Source organism: Alsobacter sp. R-9 (assembly GCF_054612375.1).
Map to the genome: position 1 here is coordinate 118,116 of NZ_JBTSWJ010000013.1, position 23,413 is coordinate 141,528.

Below are 23,413 nucleotides of genomic sequence, written 5' to 3' on the forward strand. Positions count from 1 at the left end.
CGAACCGGTCAGAACGAGGTGCCGCCGGAGAAGCGGAAAATCTGCGTCCGATCGTACTGGTTCTTGGTGATCGGATAGGCAAGGTCGAAGCGGATCGGGCCGAGCGGCGACTGCCACAGGAGGCTGCCGCCGATCGACGAGCGGATCATGCTGGAGTCAACCACCGTCAGCGTGCTCGGATAACCCGCCGCCACCGGCGTCGGCGCGATGCCGGCGAAGTTCGTGCGGCCGTCGTAGCCGAAGAGCGTGCCCGCATCGGCGAAGACCGCACCCTTCATGCCGAGTTCGCGCGGCAGGCCGAAGATCGGGAACTGCACCTCCGCCGACGCACCGAAGTAGGTGGTGCCGCCGAGCGCGTTGTTGTTCGGATCCGACAGGTCGCGCGGGCCGATGCCGGCGGGGGCGAAGCCGCGCACGAGGCTCGGACCCATGAAGAACTGGTCGGTGATGCGCAGGTCGTTGCCGTAGAGGTAGCCGCCCTGGGCCTTGAGCATGCCGACGAAGTCGTCGGTCAGCTCGTGGTAGTAGCGGGCCTCCGCGGTCGTGCGGATGAACTGGCTGTCGCCGCCGAGGCCGGCGAAGTCCTGCTTCAGCTCGGCGTAGTAGCCGGCGCGCGGGTTCTTGTTGTTGTCCAGCGTGTTGTAGGCAAGCGTGTAGCCGACGAGCGAAGTCCAGTAGGTGCCCGTGAGCTCCTTCAGGGCCAGCGAGGCTTCACCGTTGTAGATACAGGCCGGCGACGTGAAGGGGTACGTCGGTGCCAGCGAGTACCAGCAGTCGTTGTAAGGCTTCTGGACCGTGTTCGGGATCGTCACGTCAGACTGAAACAGCGAGTAGCGCAGCAGCAGCGAGGCCTCGTCGGTCAGGGGCAGACCGAGGCGCAGCGTGCCGCCCGTCACCTTGTTCTCGTAGTAGGAGTAGCGGGTGTTGTCCGACTGCTTCGAGAACAGGTCGAAGCCCGCCGCCATCCGCCTCTCGAGGAAGAACGGTTCGGTGAACGAGAACTCGATGCCCTGCGTGTACTGGCCGTAGGACGCCGCGATGCGGACGTACTGGCCGCGGCCGAGGAAGTTCGACTCCGACAGCGAGACCTCGCCGATGAAGCCGTCCGACGTCGAGTAGCCGCCGGCGACCGAGAACTGGCCCGTGGGCTGGTCCTCGACGTCCACGTTGATGATGACGCGGTCCGGGGTCGAGCCAGGCTCGTTCGTGATGCGGACGCGCTTGAAGTAGCCGAGGTTGTTCAGCCGCTTCTCCGCGCGGTCGATCAGGATCTTGTTGTACGCATCGCCCTCGCCCACGTCGAACTCGCGGCGGATGACGTAGTCGCGGGTGCGGGTGTTGCCGCGCACGTTGATGCGCTCGATGTAGACGCGCGGGCCTTCCTCGACGATGTAGGCGATGTCGATCGTGGCGCTCGAGGCGTTCTTGTTGCCTTGCGGGCGAACCTGCGAGAACGCGTAGCCCTTGCTGGCCACCTCGGTGGTCATGCCGAGCAGCGTCTTCTCGACCTCCTCCGCATTGTAGACGGAGCCCTCGCTCGTCTTCACCAGCCGCTTGAGCTGGTCGGGGTTCACGTCGTTGATGCGCGAGTCGACGGTGGTCTGGCCGACCTTGTACTGCTGGCCTTCCTCCACCGTGATCGTGATGTTGTACCCGTTTGCCGACGGATCGAACTGCACGTCGGTGTTGACGATGCGGAAGTCGGCGTAGCCGTGCTTCAGGTAGAAGCGGCGGATGAGCTCGAGGTCGGCCGAGATGCGGTCGGGATCGTAGACGTCGCTCGACTTGAGCCAGGAGAGGAAGTTGCTCTCCGTCGTCGTCATCTGGTCGCGCAGGCGACCGGCCGAATAGGCCTGGTTGCCGACGAAGTTGATCGACTTGACGCCGGTCTTGTCACCCTCGTTGATGTTGAAGACCACGTCGACGCGGCCGTTCTCCAGCGGCACGACCTGCGCGGTGACGGCGGCCATGCCGCGGCCGTTGCGCTGGTAGATCTCGCGGATGCGGGCGGCGTCCGAATCGACCACCGCCTGGTTGAAGGGGCCGCGGGCCTTGGACTGGACCTCGCCCTCGAGCTGCTCGGACTTGAGCTTCTTGTTGCCCTGGAAGACGACGCGGTTGATGACCTCGTTTTCCTTGACGCTGACGACCAGCTGGCTGCCGCGCTGCGTCACCGTGACCGATGAAAACAGGCCGGTGTTCATCAGGTCTTGGCGGGCCTGGGCGGCGGACTGCCCCTGCGCGTAGGAGCGGATCGTCTCGGCATCGACGCGCCGGTTGCCCTCCACCACCACGCTCTGCGCCTGGACCGGGACGGACAGGGTCATCAGCATGGCAAGGCCGGCGGCACAGCCCCGGAGGGCCTTGATCGAAACCCGATACGCCGAACTCGGACCAGTCATCAGTATCCGCCCTTTATTGACGTTCCGACCGTGCGCGGAGCCGCGGTCGGAATCCCGGATGTACCGGGAGGTTCTACAAATTTTCCGCAGGCCTGCAAACGCTGAATCCGCCGGGTCCCGGCGAATCCGACCGTAGCGTGGCCACGGAGACACTTAGCACATGGTTAAAGGGAGACGAGGTGCAGGACGTCGTTGAACGTCGTGAAAAGCATCAGCATGACGACCAGGGCGAGGCCGATCTTGAAGCCAAACTCTTGAGTTCTCTCGCTGAGCGGACGACCGCGAACGGCCTCCACGGCGTAGAAAGCGAGGTGTCCGCCATCGAGCAGCGGAACGGGAACAAGGTTAATCAATCCGATAGAAACCGACAGGATCGCAACTAGGTTGAAGAGCGCCAGCATCCCCGCGTTGGCGACGTGGCCGGACACCTGGGCAATGCGGATCGGTCCGGAGAGCTGGTCCGTGCTCTCGGTGCCGGCGAAGAGGCCGCCGACGTAGGAGCCCGTGCGCTCGACGATGAACCAGGTCTCGTTCAGCGCGTAGCGCACCGCCTCGCCTGCCCCCATGGGGACCGTCTTGATGTCCTCGGGGTTCCGGGATCCCTGGACCCCCAGCATGCCGAGGCGCTGCTTGCCGAACGGCGTGCTGATGACCTTCAGCTCCGGCACAACGGAGAGGTCGAGCTCCTTGCCGCCCCGCTCGAGGGTCAACACGAGGGATTCGCCGGGCGCCGTCGAAACGATGCGCTGCATGTCCGAGAAGCTGTCGAGCGCCTTGCCGTTGATGGCGACGACGAGGTCGCCCGCCTTGATGCCGGCCTTGTCGGCGGCGCTGCCCGCCATCACGGCGTCGACGCGGGGCACGATCACCTGCCGGCCGGTGCCGAACCCGATGAGGGCAAAGACCAGGATGGCGAGCAGAAAGTTCGCGGCCGGCCCCGCGACCACCGTCGCGGCCCGCTTCCAGACGGGCTGGTAGTAGAAGCTCACGGCCTTGTCCGCGTCGGACATGGTCTGCAACTGATCGTTGTCCGGGACGCTGGCGCCGTTGCTGTCGCCGAAGAACTTCACGTAGCCGCCGAGCGGGATCGCGGCGAGGCGCCAGCGGGTCCCGTGGCGATCCGTGAACCCGGCGAGCTCGGGGCCGAAGCCGATCGAAAAGGCCGTCACCTTGATGCCGCACCAGCGGCCGACGAGGAAGTGGCCCATCTCGTGGACGAAGATGACCACGACGAGCACGAAGAGGAACGGGAGCAGGTACCCACCCGCGAGGGACGCGAGGTTTCCGACTGCGGAAAGGATATCCATCTCTGCTCCTGTGCGGCGCCGTGGCGCCTCGGCACGCCATCTCTCTCGGCAGGATGATAGCGCGATCGTGACACTTCGATAGGTCACGGTGAATAGTCGGTTAATGGAGCAATTTCGCGGCGAGCGCCAGAGAGGCCGCCGCGAAAAGCGCAGTGAATTCAGGATGGGAGGGCTTCGCGGGCCAACGCCCTCGCCTGCGCGTCGAGCGCCAGCGCGTCGTCGACCGTGGGCGGGGCATCCATGTCGTTGCGCCGCGAGAGCGACTCGATGACGCGCTCGACGAGGGCGGGGATGCCGAAAAGGCCGATCCGCCCATCGAGGAAGGCCTGCACGGCGACCTCGTTGGCGGCGTTGAGGATCGTCGGCGCGCCGCCCCCGACGGCGAGGGCGTCGAGGGCGATCCGAAGCGCCGGGAAACGGTCGAGATCCGGAGCCTCGAAGTCGAGCCGGCCTATCGACGCGAGGTCGAGCCTCTTCACGGACGTCGCGATGCGGTCCGGGAAGCCGAGGCAGTGCGCGATCGGCACCCGCATGTCCGGGTTCGCCATGCCGGCGACCACCGATCCGTCGCGGAAGGAAACGAAGCCGTGGACGATGGACTGGGCGTGAACCACGACGCCCAGGACCTCCGCGGGGACGCCGAACAGGTGCTGGGCCTCGATCAGCTCCAGCCCCTTGTTCATCAGGGTCGCGGAATCGATCGTGACCTTGGCGCCCATGCTCCAGTTGGGATGGGCCAGCGCCTCCGCCCGCGTGGCGGCGGCGATGCGCTCGCGGTCCCACGTGCGGAACGGCCCGCCCGACGCGGTGAGGATCATGCTCTCCACCTCGTCGGCGCTGTGGCGTCCGAGAGCCTGGTGGATGGCGTTGTGCTCGCTGTCGACCGGCAGGATGGTGGCTCCGGCCGCCCTGGCGTCGCGCATGAAGGCGTGCCCCGCGCAGACGAGGCACTCCTTGTTGGCGAGCGCGACCACCCGGCCGAGGCGTGCAGCCTCGTGCGTGGGGCGTACGCCGGCGGTTCCCGCGATGCCGGCGACGACGATGTCGGAGGGTCGCTCCACGGCCTCGAGAACGGCCTGCGGGCCTGCCCCGGCACCGATGCCCGACCCTGCGAGCGCATCGCGAAGGGCCGGCAGGCCTTCGGGATCGGCCACGGCCGCGAAGCGGGCGCCGAGCGCGCGCGCCGTGGCCGCCAGGGCCTGCGCATCGCGACCGCCCACGACGGCCTCGACCCTGAACCGGTCCGGATGGGAGGCGATGACGTCGGCAGCCGAGCGGCCGATCGACCCGGTGGCGCCGAGGACGGTGACAGACGCCGGCATGCTCAGCCCGGGCCTCCGGTGACGTAGACGATGACGGCGAGCAGCATGCAGACGGCCCAGAAGCTGTCCAGCCTGTCCATGACCCCGCCGTGTCCCGGGATCAGGTGGCTGGAGTCCTTCACGTCGAAATGCCGCTTCATGGCGGATTCGGCGAGATCGCCGCCCATGGAGACGACGGAGGCGAAGGCGGAGAGGGCGACGAGCTGCCAGCCGTCGAACCAGCCGATCCCGAAGCGCGAGCGGGCGACGAGGACGATCGCCACGGCGCTGGCGGTGCCGACGAGCAGGCCCCCGACGGCGCCGGACCACGTCTTCTTCGGGCTGACCCGCGGCCAGAGCTTGGGCCCGCCGATGGCGCGCCCTGCGAAGAATGCGCCGATGTCGCTCAGCCAGACGACCGCATAGAGCCACAGGATCGCGACCAGGCTGTGCGCCGGATGGCCCCGCACGTCGACCGGGACGACGACCACGACGGCCGCCACCAGGGTTCCGAGGGCGGCCCAGCCGCGGCGACCGCCCGGCGACGCCAGCCCCGCCACCAACGCTCCCCCAAGCGCCGCGACCAGCGCTTCGGGCGCCACCAGCGGCATGGCCTCGGCCAGTGCTCCCGCGATGACGACAGCCACCGCGCCGAGCGCCCATACGACGGTAAGACGGTGTCCGGCGATCCCGACGAGCGAGAGCCACTCGCGCAGCAGCAGGACGGCCGCGACGCTCCAGAGCGTCCCGAAGGCCCAGCCGCCCGACCACGCGGTACCGAGCGCCAGCGCCGCCATCACGAGGCCGGAAGCGACCCGCAGGGCGAGTTCGGAACGGGGCCGGCCGACCGGCTGCGTGGAGCCTTCGCTCAAGAAGCGGCCCCTGCCCGGCTCGAGAGCCCTCCGAAGCGCCGGTCGCGGCCGCGGAAGGCCGAAATGGCGGATTCGAGCGCCGCGCGGTCGAAGTCGGGCCACAGGACGGGCGTGAACACCAGTTCGGCGTAGGCCGACTGCCACATCAGGAAGTTGGACAGCCGCATCTCGCCCGATGTGCGGATCAGCAGGTCCGGGTCGGGAATGTCCGCCGTCCACAACCGTCCGGCCAGCCGTTCCTCGGTCACGTCCTCAGGTCGCAGGCGGCCGGCGGCGACGTCCTCGGCGAGGCTGCGGGCGGCCTGGGTGATCTCCTGCCGCGAGCCGTAGTTGAACGCCACCACAAGGGTCAGTCCGGTATTGTCGCGCGTCAGGTTCTCGGCCTCGCTGAGGAGGCTGGCAATGTCGTCGGAGAGGCGCTCCCGTGAGCCGACGACCCGCACGCGAACGCCGTTGGCGTGGAGATCGGCGAGATCGTTACGGATGAAGCGCTTCAGCAGCCCCATCAGGTCGGCGATCTCTTCCGGCGGGCGCCGCCAGTTCTCCGAGGAGAAGCTGAACACGGTGAGATAGTCGATGCCCAGTTCGATGGCCGCCCGGATCGTGCGCCTCAGCGCCTCGACGCCACGCCGGTGGCCCTCGAAGCGCGGCAGGCCGCGCGCAGCCGCCCAGCGCCCGTTGCCGTCCATGATGATGGCAACGTGGCGCGGCGGCGCTTCCTTGGCCGTGGCATCGTTCTCGCCGGCGGGCGACATGGCGCTCTCCTCCCCGGCGGGTCAGACGTGCATGATTTCCTTTTCCTTCGCCGCGAGCCCGGTGTCGATCTCGGCGATCGTCTGGTCCGTCGCCTTCTGCACCTGGTCGGAATGGCGGTCGAGGTCGTCCTTGCCGACGTGGCCGTCCTTCTCGAGCTTCTTCAGCAGGTCGAGGCCATCGCGGCGCACGTGCCGGACGGCGACGCGCGCCTCCTCGGCATACTTGTGGGCCACCTTCACGAGTTCCTTGCGGCGCTGCTCGTTGAGCTCGGGGATGCGGATGCGCATCACCTGCCCCTCGGTCGCAGGGTTGAAGCCGAGGTTGGAATCACGGATCGCCTTCTCGACCGCCTGCACCATCGAGCGGTCCCACACCTGCACGGTGATCATGCGCGGCTCGGGCACGTTCACGGTCGCCACCTGGTTCAGGGGCATCGTCGCGCCGTAGGCCTCGACCACGATCGGGTCGAGCAGGTTGGCCGAGGCTCGTCCGGTGCGGAGGCTGGCGAGGTCCTTGTGGAAAGCCTGCACCGCGCCGGCCATGCGGCGCTTGATGTCGGCGAGATCGAACTGGGCGGTCATCGTCACATCCGAAAGCTGGGAAACCGTCAGAGGACGGGCTTACGCTCCCGCGCCCGCGGGTTCAAGAGGAATGCCCGTCAGGGGAGCACGCGCGTGGCGTTCGCCCGGCCCGTCAGGATGGCCGTGATCGGCGCCTCGCCGTGAGCGGAGCCGACGATGATCGGGAGCCGGTTCTCGCGCGCCAGCGCGAAGGCCGCCGTGTCCATGACCTTCAGGTCGCGCGTGATGGCCTCGTCGTGGGTGAGCGTGTCATAGCGCCGGGCGCCCGGATCTTTCTTGGGATCGGCCGTGTAGACGCCGTCCACCTGCGTCGCCTTGAGCACCGCGTCGCACTTGAGCTCGATCGCGCGCAGCACGGCGGCCGTATCCGTGGTGAAGAACGGGTTGCCGGTACCGCCGCCGAGAACAACCACCCGGCCCTTGCTGAGATGGTGCAGCGCCGGCTGCCGCGCGAAGGTCTCGCAGATCGACGGCATGGCGACCGCGGAGAGGGTTCGGGCCGGCGCGCCCGCCGCCTCCAGCGCGCTCTCCAGCGCGATCGAGTTCATGACCGTGGCCAGCATGCCCATGGCATCGGCCGTGGCCCTGTCGATCCAGCCTGCCGCGCCCACCTTGGCGCCCCGGATCACGTTGCCGCCGCCGATGACGACTGCGATCTCGAAGCCGCTGGCGACGGCCGTCGCCAGGTCGGCGGCGAGGGCGGAGAGGGTCTGCGGGTTGAGCCAGTAGCCGTCAGGGGCGATGAGCGCCTCGCCCGAGAGCTTCACGAGGATCCGCTGTCGTCCCGCCATCACGTTCTCCCGCATCGGTCGCCATGCCCATAGCCGGGTTCGCCATGCGGGGGAAGTCGCCTTGCGTCGGGACCGGGCCGAGTGCCGAGCGGGCCTCGCAGGATGGAGCAGAGCTGCCGCCGGGGCGAGGCTCCGCGTTGCCGCGCCGCCGGGGCCGCCAAATGCAGAACGGCGGCCGATGAGGGCCGCCGTTCGAAAACTCCTGGGTGCAGGACGACTCAGGCCTGGCCGCCGGCCGCCGCGGCGACCTCGGCAGCGAAGTCGCTCTCCTGCTTCTCGATTCCCTCGCCGAGCGCGTAGCGGAAGAAGCCCTTGATCGCGATGGCGCCGCCGACGCGGCCCTCGGCCTCCTTCACGGCCTGGGCGACGCTCTTGGAGCCGTCGTGGACGAAGACCTGGTCGAGGAGGCAGACCTCCTTGTAGTAGGTCTTCAGGCCGCTCTCGATGATCTTCTCGAGGACGTGCGGGGGCTTGCCGGCGTTCTTGTCGGCCAGCACGGCCTTCTCACGGGCCACGACCGCCTGGTCGAGGCCGGAGGCGTCCAGTGCCAGCGGGTTCGCCGCGGCGATGTGCATGGCGACCTGGCGGCCCAGCGCGGCGAGTTCGTCCGCATTGCCGGACGACTCCAGCGCCACGATCACGCCGATCTTGCCGAGCCCCGGCGCGATGACGTTGTGGATGTACTGGCCGACGACGCCCTGCGGGACGTGCAGCTCGGCGGCGCGGCGCAGTGTCATGTTCTCGCCGATGGTGGCGATGGCGTTACTGATCGCCTCCTGGACGGTGCCGCCGCCCGGATAGTGCGTGCCGAGCAGCGCCTCGACGTCCGCCTTCTTCTCCAGGGCGACATCGGCGATGGTGCGCACCAGCGCCTGGAACTCCTCGTTGCGGGCGACGAAGTCGGTCTCGGAGTTCACCTCGACGACGACGCCGCGGTTGCCCTTCACCGTCACGGCGACAAGGCCTTCGGCGGCGACGCGGCCGGACTTCTTGGCGGCCTTGGCAAGGCCCTTCTTGCGCAGCCAGTCGACAGCGGCCTCGACGTCGCCGTTGTTGGCCTCCAGCGCGGCCTTGCAGTCCATCATGCCCGCGCCGGTCTTCTCGCGCAGGTCCTTCACCAGGGCGGCAGTGATCGTGGCCATGGGTTCGTCCTCTCGGGGAGCGTTGTCTCTTGAAGCGAAAGGGCGGCGGGTCTCCCCGCCGCCTGTCGAAACCGGCAAGGGCGGCACAGGCCGCCCATCAGGACCGACGGGGCGGCGCAAGCCGCCCGTCAGGACCGGTGGGGCGGCGGACGCCGCCGGGCGATCAAGCGTTCTCGATCAGGGCGCGGGCCTGCTCGACCCAGCCCTCGCGCTCGATGCGACCGCCGAGCTTGGCGGCGGCGTCGATCTTGGCGACGTCGGCCGGCGTGGCGGCGGCGAGCTGCCAGTAGTGGAAGATGCCTGCGTCGGCGAGCTTCTTCTCGAGCTGCGGGCTCATCGCCGACAGCTTGCCGAGGTCGTCGGGCGCGCCGCGCGGAGCGGTGAGGAACTCGAACGTCTCGCCGGTCGGCGAGCCGGTGCTCTCGGCCGGGAGCTCCTCCGCGGCCGGCGCATCGGCGGCGCCGAGGTCGACGCCGAGCGAGCCCTGGCCGCGCGAGATGCCGTCGATGGCGGCGCGGGACACGAGATCGCAGTAGAGCGCGATGGCGCGGCCGGCATCGTCATTGGCCGGGACGGGGAAGGTGATGCCGTCCGGATCGCAGTTGGAGTCGACGATGGCCGCGACCGGGATCCCGAGGCGCTGTGCCTCCTTGATCGCCAGCTGCTCCTTGTTGGTGTCGATGACGAAGATCAGGTCGGGCGTACCGCCCATGTCCTTGATCCCGCCCAGGGCGCGCTCGAGCTTCTCCTTCTCGCGGGAGAGCATCAGGCGCTCCTTCTTGGTCAGGCCCTGCGCGCCGCCCGAGAGGATCTCGTCGACCTTGCGCAGGCGCTGGATCGAGCCGGAGATCGTCTTCCAGTTGGTCAGCATGCCGCCGAGCCAGCGGGAGTTGACGTAGTACTGGGCCGAGCGCTTGGCCGCGTCGGCCACCGCCTCGGACGCCTGGCGCTTCGTGCCGACGAACAGCACGCGGCCACCGGCCGCGACGGTGTCAGAGATCGCCTGCAGCGCGCGGTGCAGCATCGGCACCGTCTGGGCGAGGTCGAGGATGTGAATGTTGTTGCGGGTGCCGAAGATGAACGGCGCCATCTTCGGGTTCCAGCGGTGAGCCTGATGGCCGAAGTGGGCGCCGGCCTCGAGGAGCTGGCGCATCGAGAAATCGGGCAGAGCCATATCTGTTCTTCTCCGGTTCGAACCTCCGCGGAGCGTGAACCGGAGAGGATCCCCGGCCACCGGAACGGCCGAAGCCAGATCTCCGCGTGTGGAATGCGGCGTCCCTTACACGCGGCCGGCCGGAATGGCAAGGCCCGGGGGCGCGCCGGCCGGGTCCAAGCCCGCATCGAGGCGGTCGCTCAGGCGTACTCGACCGTGACGACGCCCGGCACGGCCTTGATCGCCCCCGCGACCTGCGGCGTCGCCTTGAAGCGGCCGGGGAGCTTGATCTCCACCTCCCGCTGGCCGCCGTCGACCATCAGGACGAGCGCCACCTCGCCGTCGCCCTTCTCCCGGAGCCGTTCGGTGATCGAGGGCAGCGGGCGCTCGTCGCGCAGGAAGATGCGCAACGACGAGGGCAGCTTGGAGGCGGCTGCGTCGAGAGGCTCGGCGGCGACGATGCGGGCACGCACCTCCTCCCCCTCCGCCGATGCCTGGACGGTCAGGACCACCGCGCGGCCCGGCTCCAGCAGGTCGCGCAACTGGTTCAGGCCCTCCTGGAACAGGATGGCCTCGAAATGCCCGCTCTGGTCCGACAAAGCCAGGATGCCCATCTTGGAGCCGGACTTGGTGCGCCGCTCCTGCCGGTCGAGGACGGTCGCCGCCACGCGCCCCATCGAGGCGCCAGCCTTCACGGCTCGGGCGAAGTCCGCCCAGCGCTGCACGCGAAGGCGTTGCAGCACCGGCTCGTAGTCGTCCAGCGGATGCCCGGTCAGGAAGAAGCCGATGGCGTCGTACTCACGCTGAAGGCGCTCGGCCCCCGTCCAGGGCTCGTAGGGCTGCACCCGCAGCGGCTCGGGCGCGCCGCTGCCGCCGAAGATGTCGGCCTGTCCGGCGACCGCCTCCTCCTGCGCGCGATTGGCGGCGGCGAGGATGGCGTCGAGCGCCGCCGTGGCGCGGGCCCGGTCGGGCTCGATCTCGTCAAGCGCGCCGGCGGCGATGAGGCTCTCGAGCGTCCGCTTGTTGACCTGGCGCGGGTTCATGCGACGGGCGAAGTCGCCGAGGTCTCGGAACGGCCCGTCCTGGCGCGCCGCCACGATGCTCTCCACCGCGTGGGCGCCGACGCCCTTCACCGCGGCCAGCGCATAGCGGATGGCCAGCGTCCCGTCCTTGTCGGCATGGACCTCGAAGGCGACACCGGAGCGGTTGACCGAGGGCGGCTCGACGCGGATGCCGAGTCGCTGCGCCTCGCGCCTGAATTCCGAGAGCTTGTCCGTGTTCGAGAGGTCGAGCGTCATCGACGCGGCGAGGAATTCGACCGGGTAGTTCGCCTTGAGGTAGGCGGTCTGGTAGGCGACGAGCGCGTAGGCGGCGGCGTGCGACTTGTTGAAGCCGTAGTCGGCAAACTTGGCGAGCAGGTCGAAAATCGTGTCCGCCTGCTCCTTCGGCACCCCGCGCTCCACGGCGCCCGAGACGAAGCGCACGCGCTGGGCGTCCATCTCCGCCTTGATCTTCTTGCCCATGGCGCGGCGCAGCAGGTCGGCCTCGCCCAGCGAATAGCCGGAGAGGATCTGGGCGGCCTGCATCACCTGCTCCTGGTAGATGATGACGCCCTGCGTCTCCTTCAGCACCGGCTCCAACTTGGGGTGGATGTAGTCCGGCTGTTCCTCGCCGTGCTTGCGGGCGCAGTAGACCGGAATGTTGGCCATCGGGCCGGGCCGGTACAGGGCGACGAGGGCGATGATGTCCTCGAAGCGGTCGGCCCGCATCTCGACGAGCGCCTTGCGCATGCCCGCCGATTCGACCTGGAACACCGCCACCGTCTCGCCGCGCCCGAGCATCTCGTAGGTCCGCCGGTCGTCCAGCGGGATGGCGCTGAGGTCGATCTCGATGCCGCGCTGGCGCAGGAGGTTCACGGCGGTCTTGAGCACCGTGAGCGTCTTCAGGCCGAGGAAATCGAATTTCACCAGTCCCGCCGGCTCAACCCATTTCATGTTGAACTGGGTGACCGGCATGTCCGACTTGGGGTCGCGGTAGAGCGGCACCACCTCGTCGAGCGGCCGGTCTCCGATGACGATGCCTGCGGCGTGGGTGGAGGCGTGACGGTAGAGGCCCTCGAGCTTCTGCGCGATTTCCAGCATGCGGCCGACGACCGGTTCCTCGTCGGCGGCGGCCCGCAGCCGCGGCTCTCCCTCGATCGCCTGCGCCAGCGTCACGGGGTTGGCCGGGTTCTGCGGCACGAGCTTGGTCAGCTTGTCGACCTGGCCGTAGGACATGGACAGCACGCGCCCCACGTCGCGCATCACCCCGCGGGCGAGCAGCGTGCCGAACGTGATGATCTGGGCGACCCGGTCCTGGCCGTAGCGCTGCTGGACGTAGCGGATGACCTCGTCGCGCCGCTCCTGGCAGAAGTCGACGTCGAAGTCCGGCATCGACACGCGCTCTGGGTTGAGGAAGCGCTCGAAGAGCAGGCCGAACCGGAGGGGATCGAGGTCCGTGATCGTGGTGGCATAGGCGACCAACGAGCCGGCACCGGAGCCACGGCCCGGGCCCACCGGGATGTCGTGCGCCTTGGCCCACTTGATGAAGTCGGCGACGATGAGGAAGTAGCCCGGGTACTTCATGCGCTCGATCACGCCGAGCTCAAAGTCGAGGCGCTGCTCGTAGTCCTCCACCGTGAGGCCCGGCGCCGGGCCATGGGCGGCGAGGCGGGCGGCCAGCCCCTCCTTCGCCTGCCGGCGCAGTTCGGCCGCCTCGGCGGCGACCACGTCGGCCCCCTCCCCGTCCGCGCCGGTTGTGAAGCGCGGCAGGATCGGCTTGCCGGTGCGTGGCCTGTAGGCGCAGCGCATGGCGATCTCGACCGTGTTGATGCAGGCCTCCGGCAGGTCCGCGAAGAGCTTCACCATCTCCTCGCGGGTCAGGAAGGCGTGGCGCGGCGTGAGCTTGCGGCGCTCCGTATCCGAGACGAGGCGCCCCTCCGCGATGGCGAGCAGCGCGTCGTGAGCCTCGTAGTCGTCCGCCTTGCCGAAGAAGGGCTCGTTGGTGCCCACGATGGGAACGCCCTTGCGATAGGCGAGGTCGAGCAGCTCGGGCTCGACCCTTCGCTCGCCATCGAGGCCGTGTCGCTGGACCTCGACGTAGAGCCTGTCGCCGAACGCGGTCTTCAGCGCCTCCAGCCGCGCCGTGGCGAGATCGGGCCGGCCGGCCGCCAGCGCGCGGTCGATGGGGCCGTCGGGGCCCCCCGTCAGGACGATCAGGCCCTCGCCGTGCGACAGCACCATGTCGAGGGGAACGTGCGGCGGCTCACCGGGCGCAGGGCCCAGATAGGCGCGCGACGCGAGCTTCATGAGGTTGGCGTAGCCGGTCGCCGAGGCGCACAGCAGGACCAGCCCGGGGCGGTCCGGAACCGGTCCGCCTCCCCGGCGCGGCGGCTCGTCGCCGGTCTCGACAGAGAGCTCGATCCCCACGATGGGCTGGATGCCCGCTCCCGCGAGCTTCTCCGAGAACTCCAGCGCACCGAACAGGTTGTTCGTGTCAGTCAGCGCCAGCGCCGGCATCTTGTCCTTCAGCGCCAGCTTCTTCAGGTCGTCGATGCGCAGCGCGCCTTCGAGCAGGGAGAAGGACGAGTGGACGTGCAGGTGCACGAATCCGACGTCACGAAGGATGCGACTCACGAGCGGTCTCCCAGGAAGGCCGCGATGATCGCCGCGCCGGCGCGGGGGGTCCAGCGGGGACCGTCGCCCTTGATGGGGACAATGCGCGAGACCTGCGTCGCGATGCGTTTACGCTACATCGCGAATCCCTTCGCCCAGAACAGGACCGCGCCGACGAAGGCGGCGAGCGAGGCGAGTTCGGCAACGTCCTCGATGAGCATGCGGATCATGGACCCCTCCATGTTTCTGGTCTGGCCGCATCATGTTCTATTTTTGTTCCTTCTGCAACATCCAGCGATCGTCCTCTGTGCGCGAACGCACACGAGCGGCAGGATTGGCTGTCAGGCGAGTTCGACGACCTTTCCCTCGCGGAGGGTGACGCGCCGGTCCATGCGCGCGGCGAGGTCGAGGTTGTGGGTGGCGACGACGGCGGCGAGGCCGGTCTGCCGAACGAGCGCGGTGAGCGTGTCGAAGACGTGCGACGAGGTCTGGGGATCGAGGTTCCCCGTGGGCTCGTCCGCCAGGAGGACGCGCGGCGCGTTGGCGACCGCGCGGGCGATGGCGACGCGCTGCTGCTCGCCACCGGAGAGTTCGGACGGCCGATGGCGCAGGCGTTCGCCGAGGCCGAGATACGACAGGAGCCCCTGCGCCCGCTCGGCTGCCTCGCCCTTGGGCAGGCCGCGCAGGAGTTGCGGAAGCATGACGTTCTCCAGGGCCGAAAACTCCGGGAGCAGATGGTGGAACTGGTAGACGAAGCCGATGTCGAGCCGCCGGATCTGCGTTCGCTCGGCGTCGGCGAGGCCGACTGTCGCGCGGGAGCCGACATAGACCTCGCCCGCGTCCGGCTTCTCGAGCAGGCCCGCGATCTGGAGCAGCGTTGACTTGCCCGTACCGGAGGGGGCGATGAGGGCGACGGACTGCCCGGCCCACACCGCCAGCGAAGCGCCGCGCAGGATCTCGAGCGTCCCCTGCCCCTCCCGGAAGCGGCGCTGCACTTCGTAGACGTAGAGGCTGGGGTCCGGATAGCGCTGCGCCATGGCCGTCACTCGTAGCGCAGCGCCTCGACCGGATCGAGCCGGGCGGCGCGCCAGGAGGGGTAGAGGGTGGCGAGCAGCGACAGCACCATCGCCATGATGACGATCGTCACCACCTCGCGCGGGTTCACCTCGGCCGGCAGGCGGCTGAGGAAGTAGAACTCCGCCGGGAAAAGGTTGGTGTTGGTCACCCGGGAGAAGAAGGCGCGAAGGCTCTCGACGTTGAGGCTGATGACGAGGCCCAGCATGAAGCCCGCCAGCGTGCCGACGATGCCGATCGAGGCCCCCGTGATGAGGAAGATGCGCATCACCGAGCCGCGCGTCGCGCCCATGGTCCGCAGGATCGCGATGTCACGGCTCTTGTCCTTCACCAGCATGATCAGGCCGGAGACGATGTTCAGCGCCGCGACGAGGACGATCATGAGAAGGATCAGGAACATGACGTTCCGTTCCACCTCGAGCACGCCGAAGAACGTCCGGTTCCGCTGGCGCCAGTCGGAGATCACCATCGGCCGCTCGATGGTGCCCTCGATGTTGGTGCGCGCCTCGTCGATGGCGTCCGGCTTGTCGAGAAACACCTCGATCGCGGTGACGTCGCCGTCGCGGTTGAAGAACGCCTGGGCCTCGGCGAGCGGCAGGTAGACGAAGCTCGAATCGAACTCCGACATGCCGACCTCGAAGATCGCCGTGACGGGATAGCTCTTGATGCGCGGGGTGATCCCGAACGGCGTCTCGGCACCCTTTGGCGCGGTCAACGTCAGCGTGTCACCCGGGCGGATGAACAGCTGCTCCGCGAGCCGGCGCCCCACGGCGACGCCGCCTGCGGCGTCGAAGCCCTCCAGGGAGCCGGCGCGGATGGTGTCGCCGATGGCCGGGATGCGCTTGATGTCCGCTTCGCGGACCCCGCGCACGAGAACGCCGCCGGCCTGGGCCTGCGAAGACGCGAGGGCCTGTCCCTCCACGAGCGGGAACGCAAAGCGGACGCCCTGAATCTTGTTCAGCTGCGCGGCGACCTCGCCGTAGTCCGTGAGCGGCTTGTCGACGGCGCCGATGAAGAGGTGGCCGTTGAGGCCGACGATCTTGTTGAGGAGTTCGCTGCGGAACCCGTTCATCACCGACATCACGACGATGAGGGTGGCGACGCCCAGCATGATGCCGGCGAAGGAGAACCCGGCGATCACGGAGATGAAGCCTTCCCTGCGCCGCGCCCGCAGGTAGCGCAGCGCCACCATCCACTCGAAGCGGGCGAAGGGCCCGGTGCCGGTGGGTCCGCGTTCGGCCGTCGCTGGGTCGGTCATCGCTCGTCAGGCGGCCAGATGGTGGACGGCATCTTCGATGGACAGCAGCGTGCGCTCGCCCGTGGCGCGGCGCTTGAGCTCGACCTTGCCCTCGGCCAGGCCCTTGGGACCGACGAGCACCTGCCAGGGCATGCCCACAAGGTCCGCCGTGGCAAACTTGGCGCCGGGCCGCTCCTCGCGGTCGTCGTAGAGCACGTCGATGCCGCGGGCGCCGAGCGCGCGGTAGAGCGTTTCGCACGCGGCGTCGACGCTGCTGTCGCCGACCTTGAGGTTGATCAGCGCGACCCGGAACGGGGCCACAGCGTCCGGCCAGATGATCCCCTGCTCGTCGTGCGACGCCTCGATCAGAGCGGCGGCCAGCCGCGAGGGGCCGATGCCGTAGGACCCCATGTGGACGGGGCGCTCCTGGCCGTCAGGCCCGGCCACGACGGCCTTCATCGGGGCCGAGTACTTCGTGCCGAAGTAGAAGATGTGGCCGACCTCGATGCCGCGCGCTGAGACCTGCCGCTCGCCGGGCACTGCAGCAAAGGCCGCGGCGTCGTGCATCTCGCTGGTGGCTGCGTAGGGCGTGGTCCACGCGTCGACGATCGACTGCAGGCGTGCCACGTCGTCGAAGTTCGTGTCGGCGGCGGGGACCGGCAGATCGAGCACCGCCTTGTCGCAGAACACCTCGCTCTCGCCGGTGGTCGCGAGGATGATGAACTCGTGGCTCAGGTCGCCGCCGATGGGGCCCGTGTCCGCGCGCATCGGAATCGAGGTGAGGCCCAGCCGCTGGAACGTGCGCAGGTAGGCCACGAACATCTTGTTGTAGGAATGGCGGGCGCCGGCCTGGTCGATGTCGAAGGAATAGGCATCCTTCATCAGGAACTCGCGCGAGCGCATGGTGCCGAAGCGCGGGCGGATCTCGTCCCGGAACTTCCACTGGATGTGGTAGAGGTTGAGCGGCAGGTCCTTGTACGAACGGACGTAGGCTCGGAAGATCTCCGTGACCATCTCTTCGTTGGTGGGGCCGAAGAGCATGTCGCGCTCGTGCCGGTCCTTGATGCGCAGCATTTCCTTGCCATACGCCTCGTAGCGCCCGGATTCACGCCACAGGTCCGCCGACTGGATGGTCGGCATCAGCAATTCGATCGCGCCGGAGCGGTCCTGCTCCTCGCGGATCACCGTGTTGATCTTGTTGAGTACCCGAAGGCCCGCCGGGAGCCACGCGTAGATTCCTGCCGATTCCTGACGCACCAGCCCCGCACGGAGCATCAGACGGTGGGAGACGATTTCCGCTTCCTTCGGCGTTTCGCGCAGGATCGGCAGGAAATAACGGGACAGGCGCATGAGAACTCTCGTGGTGGTCGACGCAGGGCCGCATCGGTTCGTGCGCCCATGAAATCGATTGAGGCGCAAAAGACAAGGCTCGGCGTCGTGAGCACCCGGCGCGCAGCTTCTTCGGCGGGCCGCCCGCCTGCGTCAGAACGCCCGCCGTGAGCCCTGCTTTTTTTGGCGCCGTGCCCTGCACAAATTGGTGACAGCGCGAAAACAGTCGGCTATGAGTCTCGACCAGAACAACAGGATCGACGCTGGTCAACCGGCGCAGGATCCGGGTCCAAGTCTTGGGAGGAAGACGACCGCACTGTCCGGGAAGGGCATTTCGACACATCGCCGGTGATGGCGCCGTTTATGGCTGACGCGCCGGCTACAGTCGATACCATCCAAACTTCATGGCAGGCAGGGTGAAAGCCCTGCCTGTTTTGTTTCCGGTATACGTCGGGCGTCCGTGCCCGGATTTTTCAGGTTCCCACTTTTTTCAATCATCGAGTTTTTTCCGATGCCAGAGCCCCTGCCGCCGCCCAAGCGGCGACGCGCAGCGCCGCCGGCCAGCCCGGAAGACAAGCGGCTCCGGATCGATGCCAGCCGCTTGAGCCTCGAGAGGAACCGCCTTCGCCTCGAGCAGGAGAAGGCCGGTCTCGAGCGCGCCAGGCTTGAACTCGAACGGTCGAAGGTTCAGCTCGAGACACTCAAGGTCGACCACGAGCAGGCTCGGGCCGCGTCGACCATCACCAATCAGTACGCGCTCCAGGCACTGCGCTCCGTGCTGCTCATCAACGGCGCGGCCTGCATCGCGGTCCTGTCGTTCCTCGGGAGCCGTTCTCCGGGAATGACCGCGGCAAAGATCGCAGACGCCGTGGACGGAGCGACCTTCTTTGCCGGCGGCGTCGCGACGGCGGCGGCCGGAAGCGTCCTAGCCTACTATTCAAGAGTGACGCACAGCCGGGATCCCAAGCGGTGGTGGACCTACGGGCTCGAGGCGTTTGCCGGCTTGCTCGGAATAGCCGCGCTGGTCGCGTTCCCGCTCGGCGCCCGCAGCATCGCGGGAGCCTTCACGATGGTCGTGTCCCAGCCGTCACCTCAGTCGAACGTGACGATCCACCAGTAGATCACGGCCGTGACCGGCAGCGCGGCGAGCGACGTCCAGAGCACCTTCTTGCGCATCATCGGGGCGAGCGGGGCGCCCGGTTCGGTGCCGGCCGCGACCTCGCCGGCCTCGTGCTGGCTGCGCACGCCGATGGGCAGGATGGCGAAGAGCGTCACCCACCAGACGATGAAATAGAGCGCAATCGCGCCGCTGATGCTCATGCGGATCTCCGGCGGCGCTCAGGCCTGCTCGAGTTCCACCAGCGTCCCGTTGAAGTCCTTCGGGTGCAGGAACAGAACCGGCTTGCCGTGGGCGCCGATCTTGGGATTGCCGTCGCCCAGGACCCGGGCGCCGGTGGCCTTCAGATGGTCACGCGCCGCCAGAATGTCATCCACCTCGTAGCAGACGTGATGGATGCCGCCGTCGGCATTCTTCTCGAGGAAGCGGGCGATCGGAGAGGCCTCGCCGAGCGGCTCGAGCAACTCGATCTTGGTGTTGGGCAGCTCGATGAACACGACCGTCACGCCGTGCTCCGGCTGCGGCAGCGGCGCCGAGACGCTGGCGCCGAGCGTGTCCCGGTACAGCCGGGAGGCCGCCGCGAGATCCTTCACCGCGATGGCGACGTGGTTGAGCCTGCCGATCATGTCCGTTCTCCGTGCCCGCGACGCCCCGACATAGCCGGTTTCGGGCCGCCCTGCCCTCCCGCCTTTGGGCGCAGGGTCATACCACCAGCACGTGGACGTGGCAGGTGGGCTTCTTGCCCCAGGCCTCGTTGACAGCGGCGCGAACGGCACGGTCGATGGCGTTCTCGACGAGGTCGGTGTCTCGCCGGCGCTGGCGCGACAGGCCCTCCAGGACGTTCATGATGGCGTCCTCGATGAGGTCCTCGAAGGGCTTGCCGTCGCGGCTCACCTGCGGCAGGCCGGAGATCTCGAAGGCCGGATCGCCGATGATCTCGCCGCGCCCGTCGAGCGCGACGGCGACTGAGACGGCCCCGGCGAAGGACAGGCGACGGCGCTCGCCCACGGTCGACTCGGTGGCCGGCACGAAGAGGTTGCCGTCCTTGAACACCCGGCCGAAGGGGACCTGGTCGACGACGCCAGGGCGCCCTGGACCGAGGAGAATCATGTCGCCGTCCCCCGCCTCCACCACGCTCGGCACGCCGAGCGAGCGGGCGAGCTGGGCATGCTCGTGCAGGTGGAGGGCCTCGCCGTGGACCGGCAGGGCGACCTTCGGCTTGATCCAGCCATACATGGTCGCGAGTTCGCCGCGCCGGGGATGCCCCGACACGTGGACGAGGTGCGTGCGGTCGGTGATGACCTCGATCCCCTGCCGGACGAGGTTGTTGACGATGCGGCCGACGGCCTTCTCGTTGCCGGGGATGGTCCGCGAGGAGAGGATTACACGGTCGCCGGGCGCCAGAGCGACATCGGGGTGCTGGTCCTCGGCGACCCGCGCCAGCGCGGCGCGCGGCTCGCCCTGGCTGCCGGTCAGAAGCGCCACGACCTTGTCGCGCGGCAGGTAGCCATAGGCCTCGGAGCCCCGCACGCCGGGCAGGCCGTCGAGATAGCCGAGTTCGCCGGCGACCTGGATCACCCGGTCCATCGCACGGCCGATGGCGACGACCTCGCGACCCGCGGCCGCGGCGGCCTCGCAGACGGCGCGGATGCGGGCGACGTTGGACGCGAAGGTGGTGACGGCGACGCGACCCGGCGCAGAGGCGACGAGGTCCTTCAGTGTCGCCGCGACGTCCTTCTCGCTCGGCGACACGCCGTCGCGCACGACGTTGGTCGAGTCGCAGACGAGCGCGAGCACGCCCTCCTCGCCGATCTGGGCGAGGCGTTCCCCATCCGTCGTCCAGCTGACGCCTGGGTTCGGATCGATCTTCCAGTCGCCGCTGTGCAGGACCGTTCCCACCGGCGTGCGGATGGCGAGCGCCGTCGATTCCGGGATCGAGTGGGCCACGGCGACGAACTCGACGCCGAACGGGCCGAGATCGAGGCGGGTGCCACGGTCGACCACGGTGATCGGCACCTTCACGGCGCCGGGCTCCTGCATGCGGCGAACGTCGAGCAGGTCGGCGGCGAACTGGGTGGCGTAGACGGGCACCCTCAGCTTCGGCCACAACTCTATCAGCGCGCCGATGTGGTCCTCGTGGGCGTGGGTGATGATGATCGCCTCGAGGTCCTTGCGCCGCTCCTCGAGGAAGCGGATGTCCGGGAGGATGAGATCCACGCCCGGCAGGTCGTCGCCGGCGAAGCTCACCCCGCAGTCGACCAGCAGCCAGCGCCGCTTGTGCTTCGGGCCGAAGCCGTAGAGGGAGGCATTCATGCCGATCTCGCCCACTCCACCGAGTGGGACGAAGACGAGTTCGTCGGCGCCGTTGGCCATCCGTCGTCAATCCTTCATCGTCGCGCCGAGGCCACGGGGCCGGCGCCGGTCACGAAAAGAGGGCCGTCCGGACCCCGTCGCGCCTCACGCGCGATCGGCCGGCGGCCTGTTGAAGAAAACGTCTCCCGCCTCGATTGGCACCGTTCGCCCCTCCGCGTCCAGCAGCAATCGCCCCTGCGGGTCCAGATCCCGGAACATTCCGGTGAGGTCGCCGCCGGGACGGCGCACGGTTACCGGGCCGCCGAGCCCCCCTGCCCTGTCGAGCCACGCCCGGCGAATGGCGGGGAAGCCCGCGCCCGCCTGCCAGAGCGCCAGGCGGCTCGCCATCGCTTCGGCCAGTGCGGCGAACAGGGTCTCCGGCTGCAGAGCCGGCACGACACTGGCCAGCGCGGCCGCCGGATACGGCGTACCCGTCGGCGCCTCGCGGACGTTGACGCCTATTCCCACCACCACGACCAGACCGCCGCCGGCGACCGTCGCTCCCTCGACGAGAATGCCGGAAACCTTGGCACCACCAAGCAGGAGATCGTTGGGCCACTTCAGGGCCAGCGGAGCACCCGGGCAAGCCGCCCTGGCGGCGTCGCACAGGGCCACGCCGGCGACGAAACCGAGCTGCGGCGAGACCGCAACCGGGCACGGGTCGACGAGAAGGAGGCTGGCGTAGAGATTGCCGCGCGGCGAGGTCCACGCCCGCCCCTGGCGTCCCCGGCCGCCGACCTGCTCGCGGGCCACGATCCACAGGCGCCCGGGGTCGCCAGAGCGGGCGCGCGCCAGAGCCTCGTCGTTGGTCGACCCGAGGCTGTCGAAGACCTCGAAGCGGTAGCCGGCGGGCAGCGCGTCCTCAGCCGTCCCCACGACCCTGCACGTCTCCCCGGCTCAGAAGAGCGACTTCGCCGCAGCTGCGGCGGCGGCCACGAGCGGCGCGGGCCACAGCCAGAACAGCACGTTGAACACGCCCGAGACGCCGATGACGCCGGTCAGCACCGGGTTCAGCGGGGCGAAGGCCTCCGCCGGCTCGTCGAAGTACATGATCTTGACGATGCGCAGGTAATAATAGGCGCCGACCGCGCTCGCCAGCATGCCGATGACGGCCAGCGCGTAGAGCTTCGCGTCGACGGCGGCGGCAAAGACATACCATTTGGCAAAGAAGCCCGCGAGCGGCGGAACGCCAGCCAGCGAGAACATCAGCATGGCCATCACGAAGGCCATGAACGGGTTGGTCCGCCCGAGGCCGGCGAGGTCGTCGATCTCCTCGACATGCGTGTCGCCGCGCTTCATCGCGAGGATGCAGGCGAAGGTGCCGAGCGTCATCACGAGGTAGATCGCCATGTAGGTGACCACGCCCTGCACGCCCGCCGCCGTGCCGGCGGAGAGACCGACGAGCGCGAAGCCCATGTGGCCGATCGAGGAATAGGCCATCAGCCGCTTGATGTTGCGCTGGCCGATGGCGGCGAAGGCGCCAAGCACCATCGAGGCGATCGAGACGAAGACGACGATCTGCTGCCACTGGGCGGTGATGCCGGGGAATGCGGTGATGACGACGCGCACCATCAGCGCCATGGCGGCCATCTTCGGTGCCGAGGCGAAGAAGGCCGTGACCGGCGTGGGGGCGCCCTCGTAGACGTCCGGCGTCCACATGTGGAACGGCACGGCCGAGATCTTGAAGGCCATGCCCGCCATGATGAAGACGAGGCCGAAGATGACGCCCACGGACCCGTGGTCCTTCAGCGCCTCGGCGATGCCGGCGAACGTCACCGTGCCGCTCATGCCGTACACGATCGACGAGCCGTAGAGCAGCATGCCGGACGACAGGGCGCCGAGCACGAAGTACTTCAGGCCCGCCTCGGAGGAGCGGACGTCGTCGCGGTGGATGGCGGCCACGACGTAGAGCGACAGGCTCATCAGTTCGAGGCCGAGATAGAGCGCGATCAGGTCGGCCGCCGACACCAGCATCATCATGCCGAGCGTCGAGAGGATGATGAGGATCGGGTACTCGAAGCGCTCGACCTTCTGCGCCTTGAGGAAGTCCATCGACATCGCCAGCGCGACGCCGGAGCCGATCAGCGTCGCCACCTTCATGAAGCGCGAGAAGGCGTCGTTGACGAAGGAGCCGTTGAAGGTCGTCACCTTCTGCCCGCTCTGCGCCATCACGAGGACGGCCGCGAAGAGGATGACCAGCAGCGACGCGATAGTGATGCCGCGCGTCGCGGCCTCGCCCTTGAAGGCGCCCCACAGGATGAAGGCCAGCGCGGCGACCGCGAGGAGGATCTCCGGCGTCGCGGGGCCGAAGACCGGGAGGGCGGCTTGCATACCAGGCATCGGGCG

The 23,413-nt window shown here is 68.6% G+C and carries 19 protein-coding genes; 1 reads left to right on the forward strand and 18 read right to left on the reverse strand.

All coding sequences use genetic code 11. The annotated features are described in order from the left end of the window. Positions 1 to 8 precede the first annotated feature (8 nt). The 13 genes from bamA to proS all read right to left on the reverse strand — a co-directional run bounded on the left by bamA (position 9) and on the right by proS (position 17,619). Positions 9 to 2,405 (reverse strand): outer membrane protein assembly factor BamA, encoded by a 2,397-nt coding sequence (bamA, locus tag ACX9GQ_RS19715; RefSeq protein ID WP_459631343.1) that lies wholly within the window; start codon positions 2,403 to 2,405, stop codon positions 9 to 11. A gap of 161 nt (positions 2,406 to 2,566) precedes the next feature. Continuing rightward, on the reverse strand, positions 2,567 to 3,709 hold the full coding sequence (gene rseP, locus ACX9GQ_RS19720; protein ID WP_459631296.1) for an RIP metalloprotease RseP: 1,143 nt from the start codon (positions 3,707 to 3,709) through the stop codon (positions 2,567 to 2,569). A gap of 158 nt (positions 3,710 to 3,867) precedes the next feature. Further along, the gene (gene dxr / locus ACX9GQ_RS19725; protein ID WP_459631297.1) at positions 3,868 to 5,031 is read right to left on the reverse strand and encodes a 1-deoxy-D-xylulose-5-phosphate reductoisomerase; all 1,164 of its coding nucleotides are present in this window, start codon (positions 5,029 to 5,031) and stop codon (positions 3,868 to 3,870) included. A gap of 2 nt (positions 5,032 to 5,033) precedes the next feature. Beyond that, positions 5,034 to 5,882: a phosphatidate cytidylyltransferase gene (locus tag ACX9GQ_RS19730; RefSeq protein WP_459631298.1), complete on the reverse strand. Its 849-nt coding sequence runs from the start codon at positions 5,880 to 5,882 to the stop codon at positions 5,034 to 5,036. Continuing rightward, complete coding sequence (locus ACX9GQ_RS19735; protein WP_459631299.1) at positions 5,879 to 6,637, reverse strand: isoprenyl transferase; 759 nt, start codon at positions 6,635 to 6,637, stop codon at positions 5,879 to 5,881. The genes ACX9GQ_RS19730 and ACX9GQ_RS19735 overlap by 4 nt, the downstream gene beginning before the upstream one ends. A gap of 21 nt (positions 6,638 to 6,658) precedes the next feature. Then, the gene (gene frr / locus ACX9GQ_RS19740) at positions 6,659 to 7,219 is read right to left on the reverse strand and encodes a ribosome recycling factor (RefSeq protein ID WP_459631300.1); all 561 of its coding nucleotides are present in this window, start codon (positions 7,217 to 7,219) and stop codon (positions 6,659 to 6,661) included. A gap of 77 nt (positions 7,220 to 7,296) precedes the next feature. Beyond that, positions 7,297 to 8,010, reverse strand: coding sequence for a UMP kinase (gene pyrH, locus ACX9GQ_RS19745; RefSeq protein WP_459631301.1), 714 nt, complete (start codon positions 8,008 to 8,010; stop codon positions 7,297 to 7,299). A 218-nt stretch (positions 8,011 to 8,228) separates the two neighbouring features. Then, positions 8,229 to 9,152: a translation elongation factor Ts gene (gene tsf / locus ACX9GQ_RS19750; protein WP_459631302.1), complete on the reverse strand. Its 924-nt coding sequence runs from the start codon at positions 9,150 to 9,152 to the stop codon at positions 8,229 to 8,231. Between the two features lie 163 nt (positions 9,153 to 9,315). Next, entirely contained in the window at positions 9,316 to 10,326 is a 1,011-nt protein-coding gene (locus tag ACX9GQ_RS19755) for a 30S ribosomal protein S2 (protein WP_459631303.1), read from the reverse strand. A 179-nt stretch (positions 10,327 to 10,505) separates the two neighbouring features. After that, entirely contained in the window at positions 10,506 to 13,979 is a 3,474-nt protein-coding gene (dnaE, locus tag ACX9GQ_RS19760) for a DNA polymerase III subunit alpha (RefSeq protein WP_459631304.1), read from the reverse strand. Positions 13,980 to 14,299: 320 nt separating this feature from the next. Further along, positions 14,300 to 14,995, reverse strand: coding sequence for an ABC transporter ATP-binding protein (locus ACX9GQ_RS19765; protein WP_459631305.1), 696 nt, complete (start codon positions 14,993 to 14,995; stop codon positions 14,300 to 14,302). A 5-nt stretch (positions 14,996 to 15,000) separates the two neighbouring features. Continuing rightward, on the reverse strand, positions 15,001 to 16,290 hold the full coding sequence (locus tag ACX9GQ_RS19770; RefSeq protein WP_459631306.1) for a lipoprotein-releasing ABC transporter permease subunit: 1,290 nt from the start codon (positions 16,288 to 16,290) through the stop codon (positions 15,001 to 15,003). Between the two features lie 6 nt (positions 16,291 to 16,296). Next, positions 16,297 to 17,619, reverse strand: a complete 1,323-nt coding sequence (proS, locus tag ACX9GQ_RS19775; protein WP_459631307.1) for a proline--tRNA ligase — start codon at positions 17,617 to 17,619, stop codon at positions 16,297 to 16,299. Positions 17,620 to 18,199: 580 nt separating this feature from the next. Between proS and ACX9GQ_RS19780 the strand changes: the two genes are divergently transcribed. Then, entirely contained in the window at positions 18,200 to 18,718 is a 519-nt protein-coding gene (locus ACX9GQ_RS19780; RefSeq protein WP_459631308.1) for a hypothetical protein, read from the forward strand. On the opposite strand, the gene ACX9GQ_RS19785 is transcribed toward ACX9GQ_RS19780, so the two are convergent. From ACX9GQ_RS19785 to nuoN, 5 genes are all read right to left on the reverse strand, one after another. Continuing rightward, complete coding sequence (locus tag ACX9GQ_RS19785; protein ID WP_459631309.1) at positions 18,691 to 18,918, reverse strand: DUF1467 family protein; 228 nt, start codon at positions 18,916 to 18,918, stop codon at positions 18,691 to 18,693. The genes ACX9GQ_RS19780 and ACX9GQ_RS19785 overlap by 28 nt on opposite strands. Positions 18,919 to 18,936: 18 nt before the next feature. Further along, positions 18,937 to 19,341, reverse strand: a complete 405-nt coding sequence (gene mce, locus ACX9GQ_RS19790) for a methylmalonyl-CoA epimerase (protein WP_459631310.1) — start codon at positions 19,339 to 19,341, stop codon at positions 18,937 to 18,939. Positions 19,342 to 19,417: 76 nt separating this feature from the next. Next, positions 19,418 to 21,088, reverse strand: a complete 1,671-nt coding sequence (locus ACX9GQ_RS19795; protein ID WP_459631311.1) for a ribonuclease J — start codon at positions 21,086 to 21,088, stop codon at positions 19,418 to 19,420. Between the two features lie 84 nt (positions 21,089 to 21,172). Next, positions 21,173 to 21,943 (reverse strand): biotin--[acetyl-CoA-carboxylase] ligase, encoded by a 771-nt coding sequence (locus ACX9GQ_RS19800; protein ID WP_459631312.1) that lies wholly within the window; start codon positions 21,941 to 21,943, stop codon positions 21,173 to 21,175. 21 nt (positions 21,944 to 21,964) lie between these two features. Beyond that, positions 21,965 to 23,407 (reverse strand): NADH-quinone oxidoreductase subunit NuoN, encoded by a 1,443-nt coding sequence (nuoN, locus tag ACX9GQ_RS19805; RefSeq protein WP_459631313.1) that lies wholly within the window; start codon positions 23,405 to 23,407, stop codon positions 21,965 to 21,967. Positions 23,408 to 23,413: the final 6 nt, after the last annotated feature.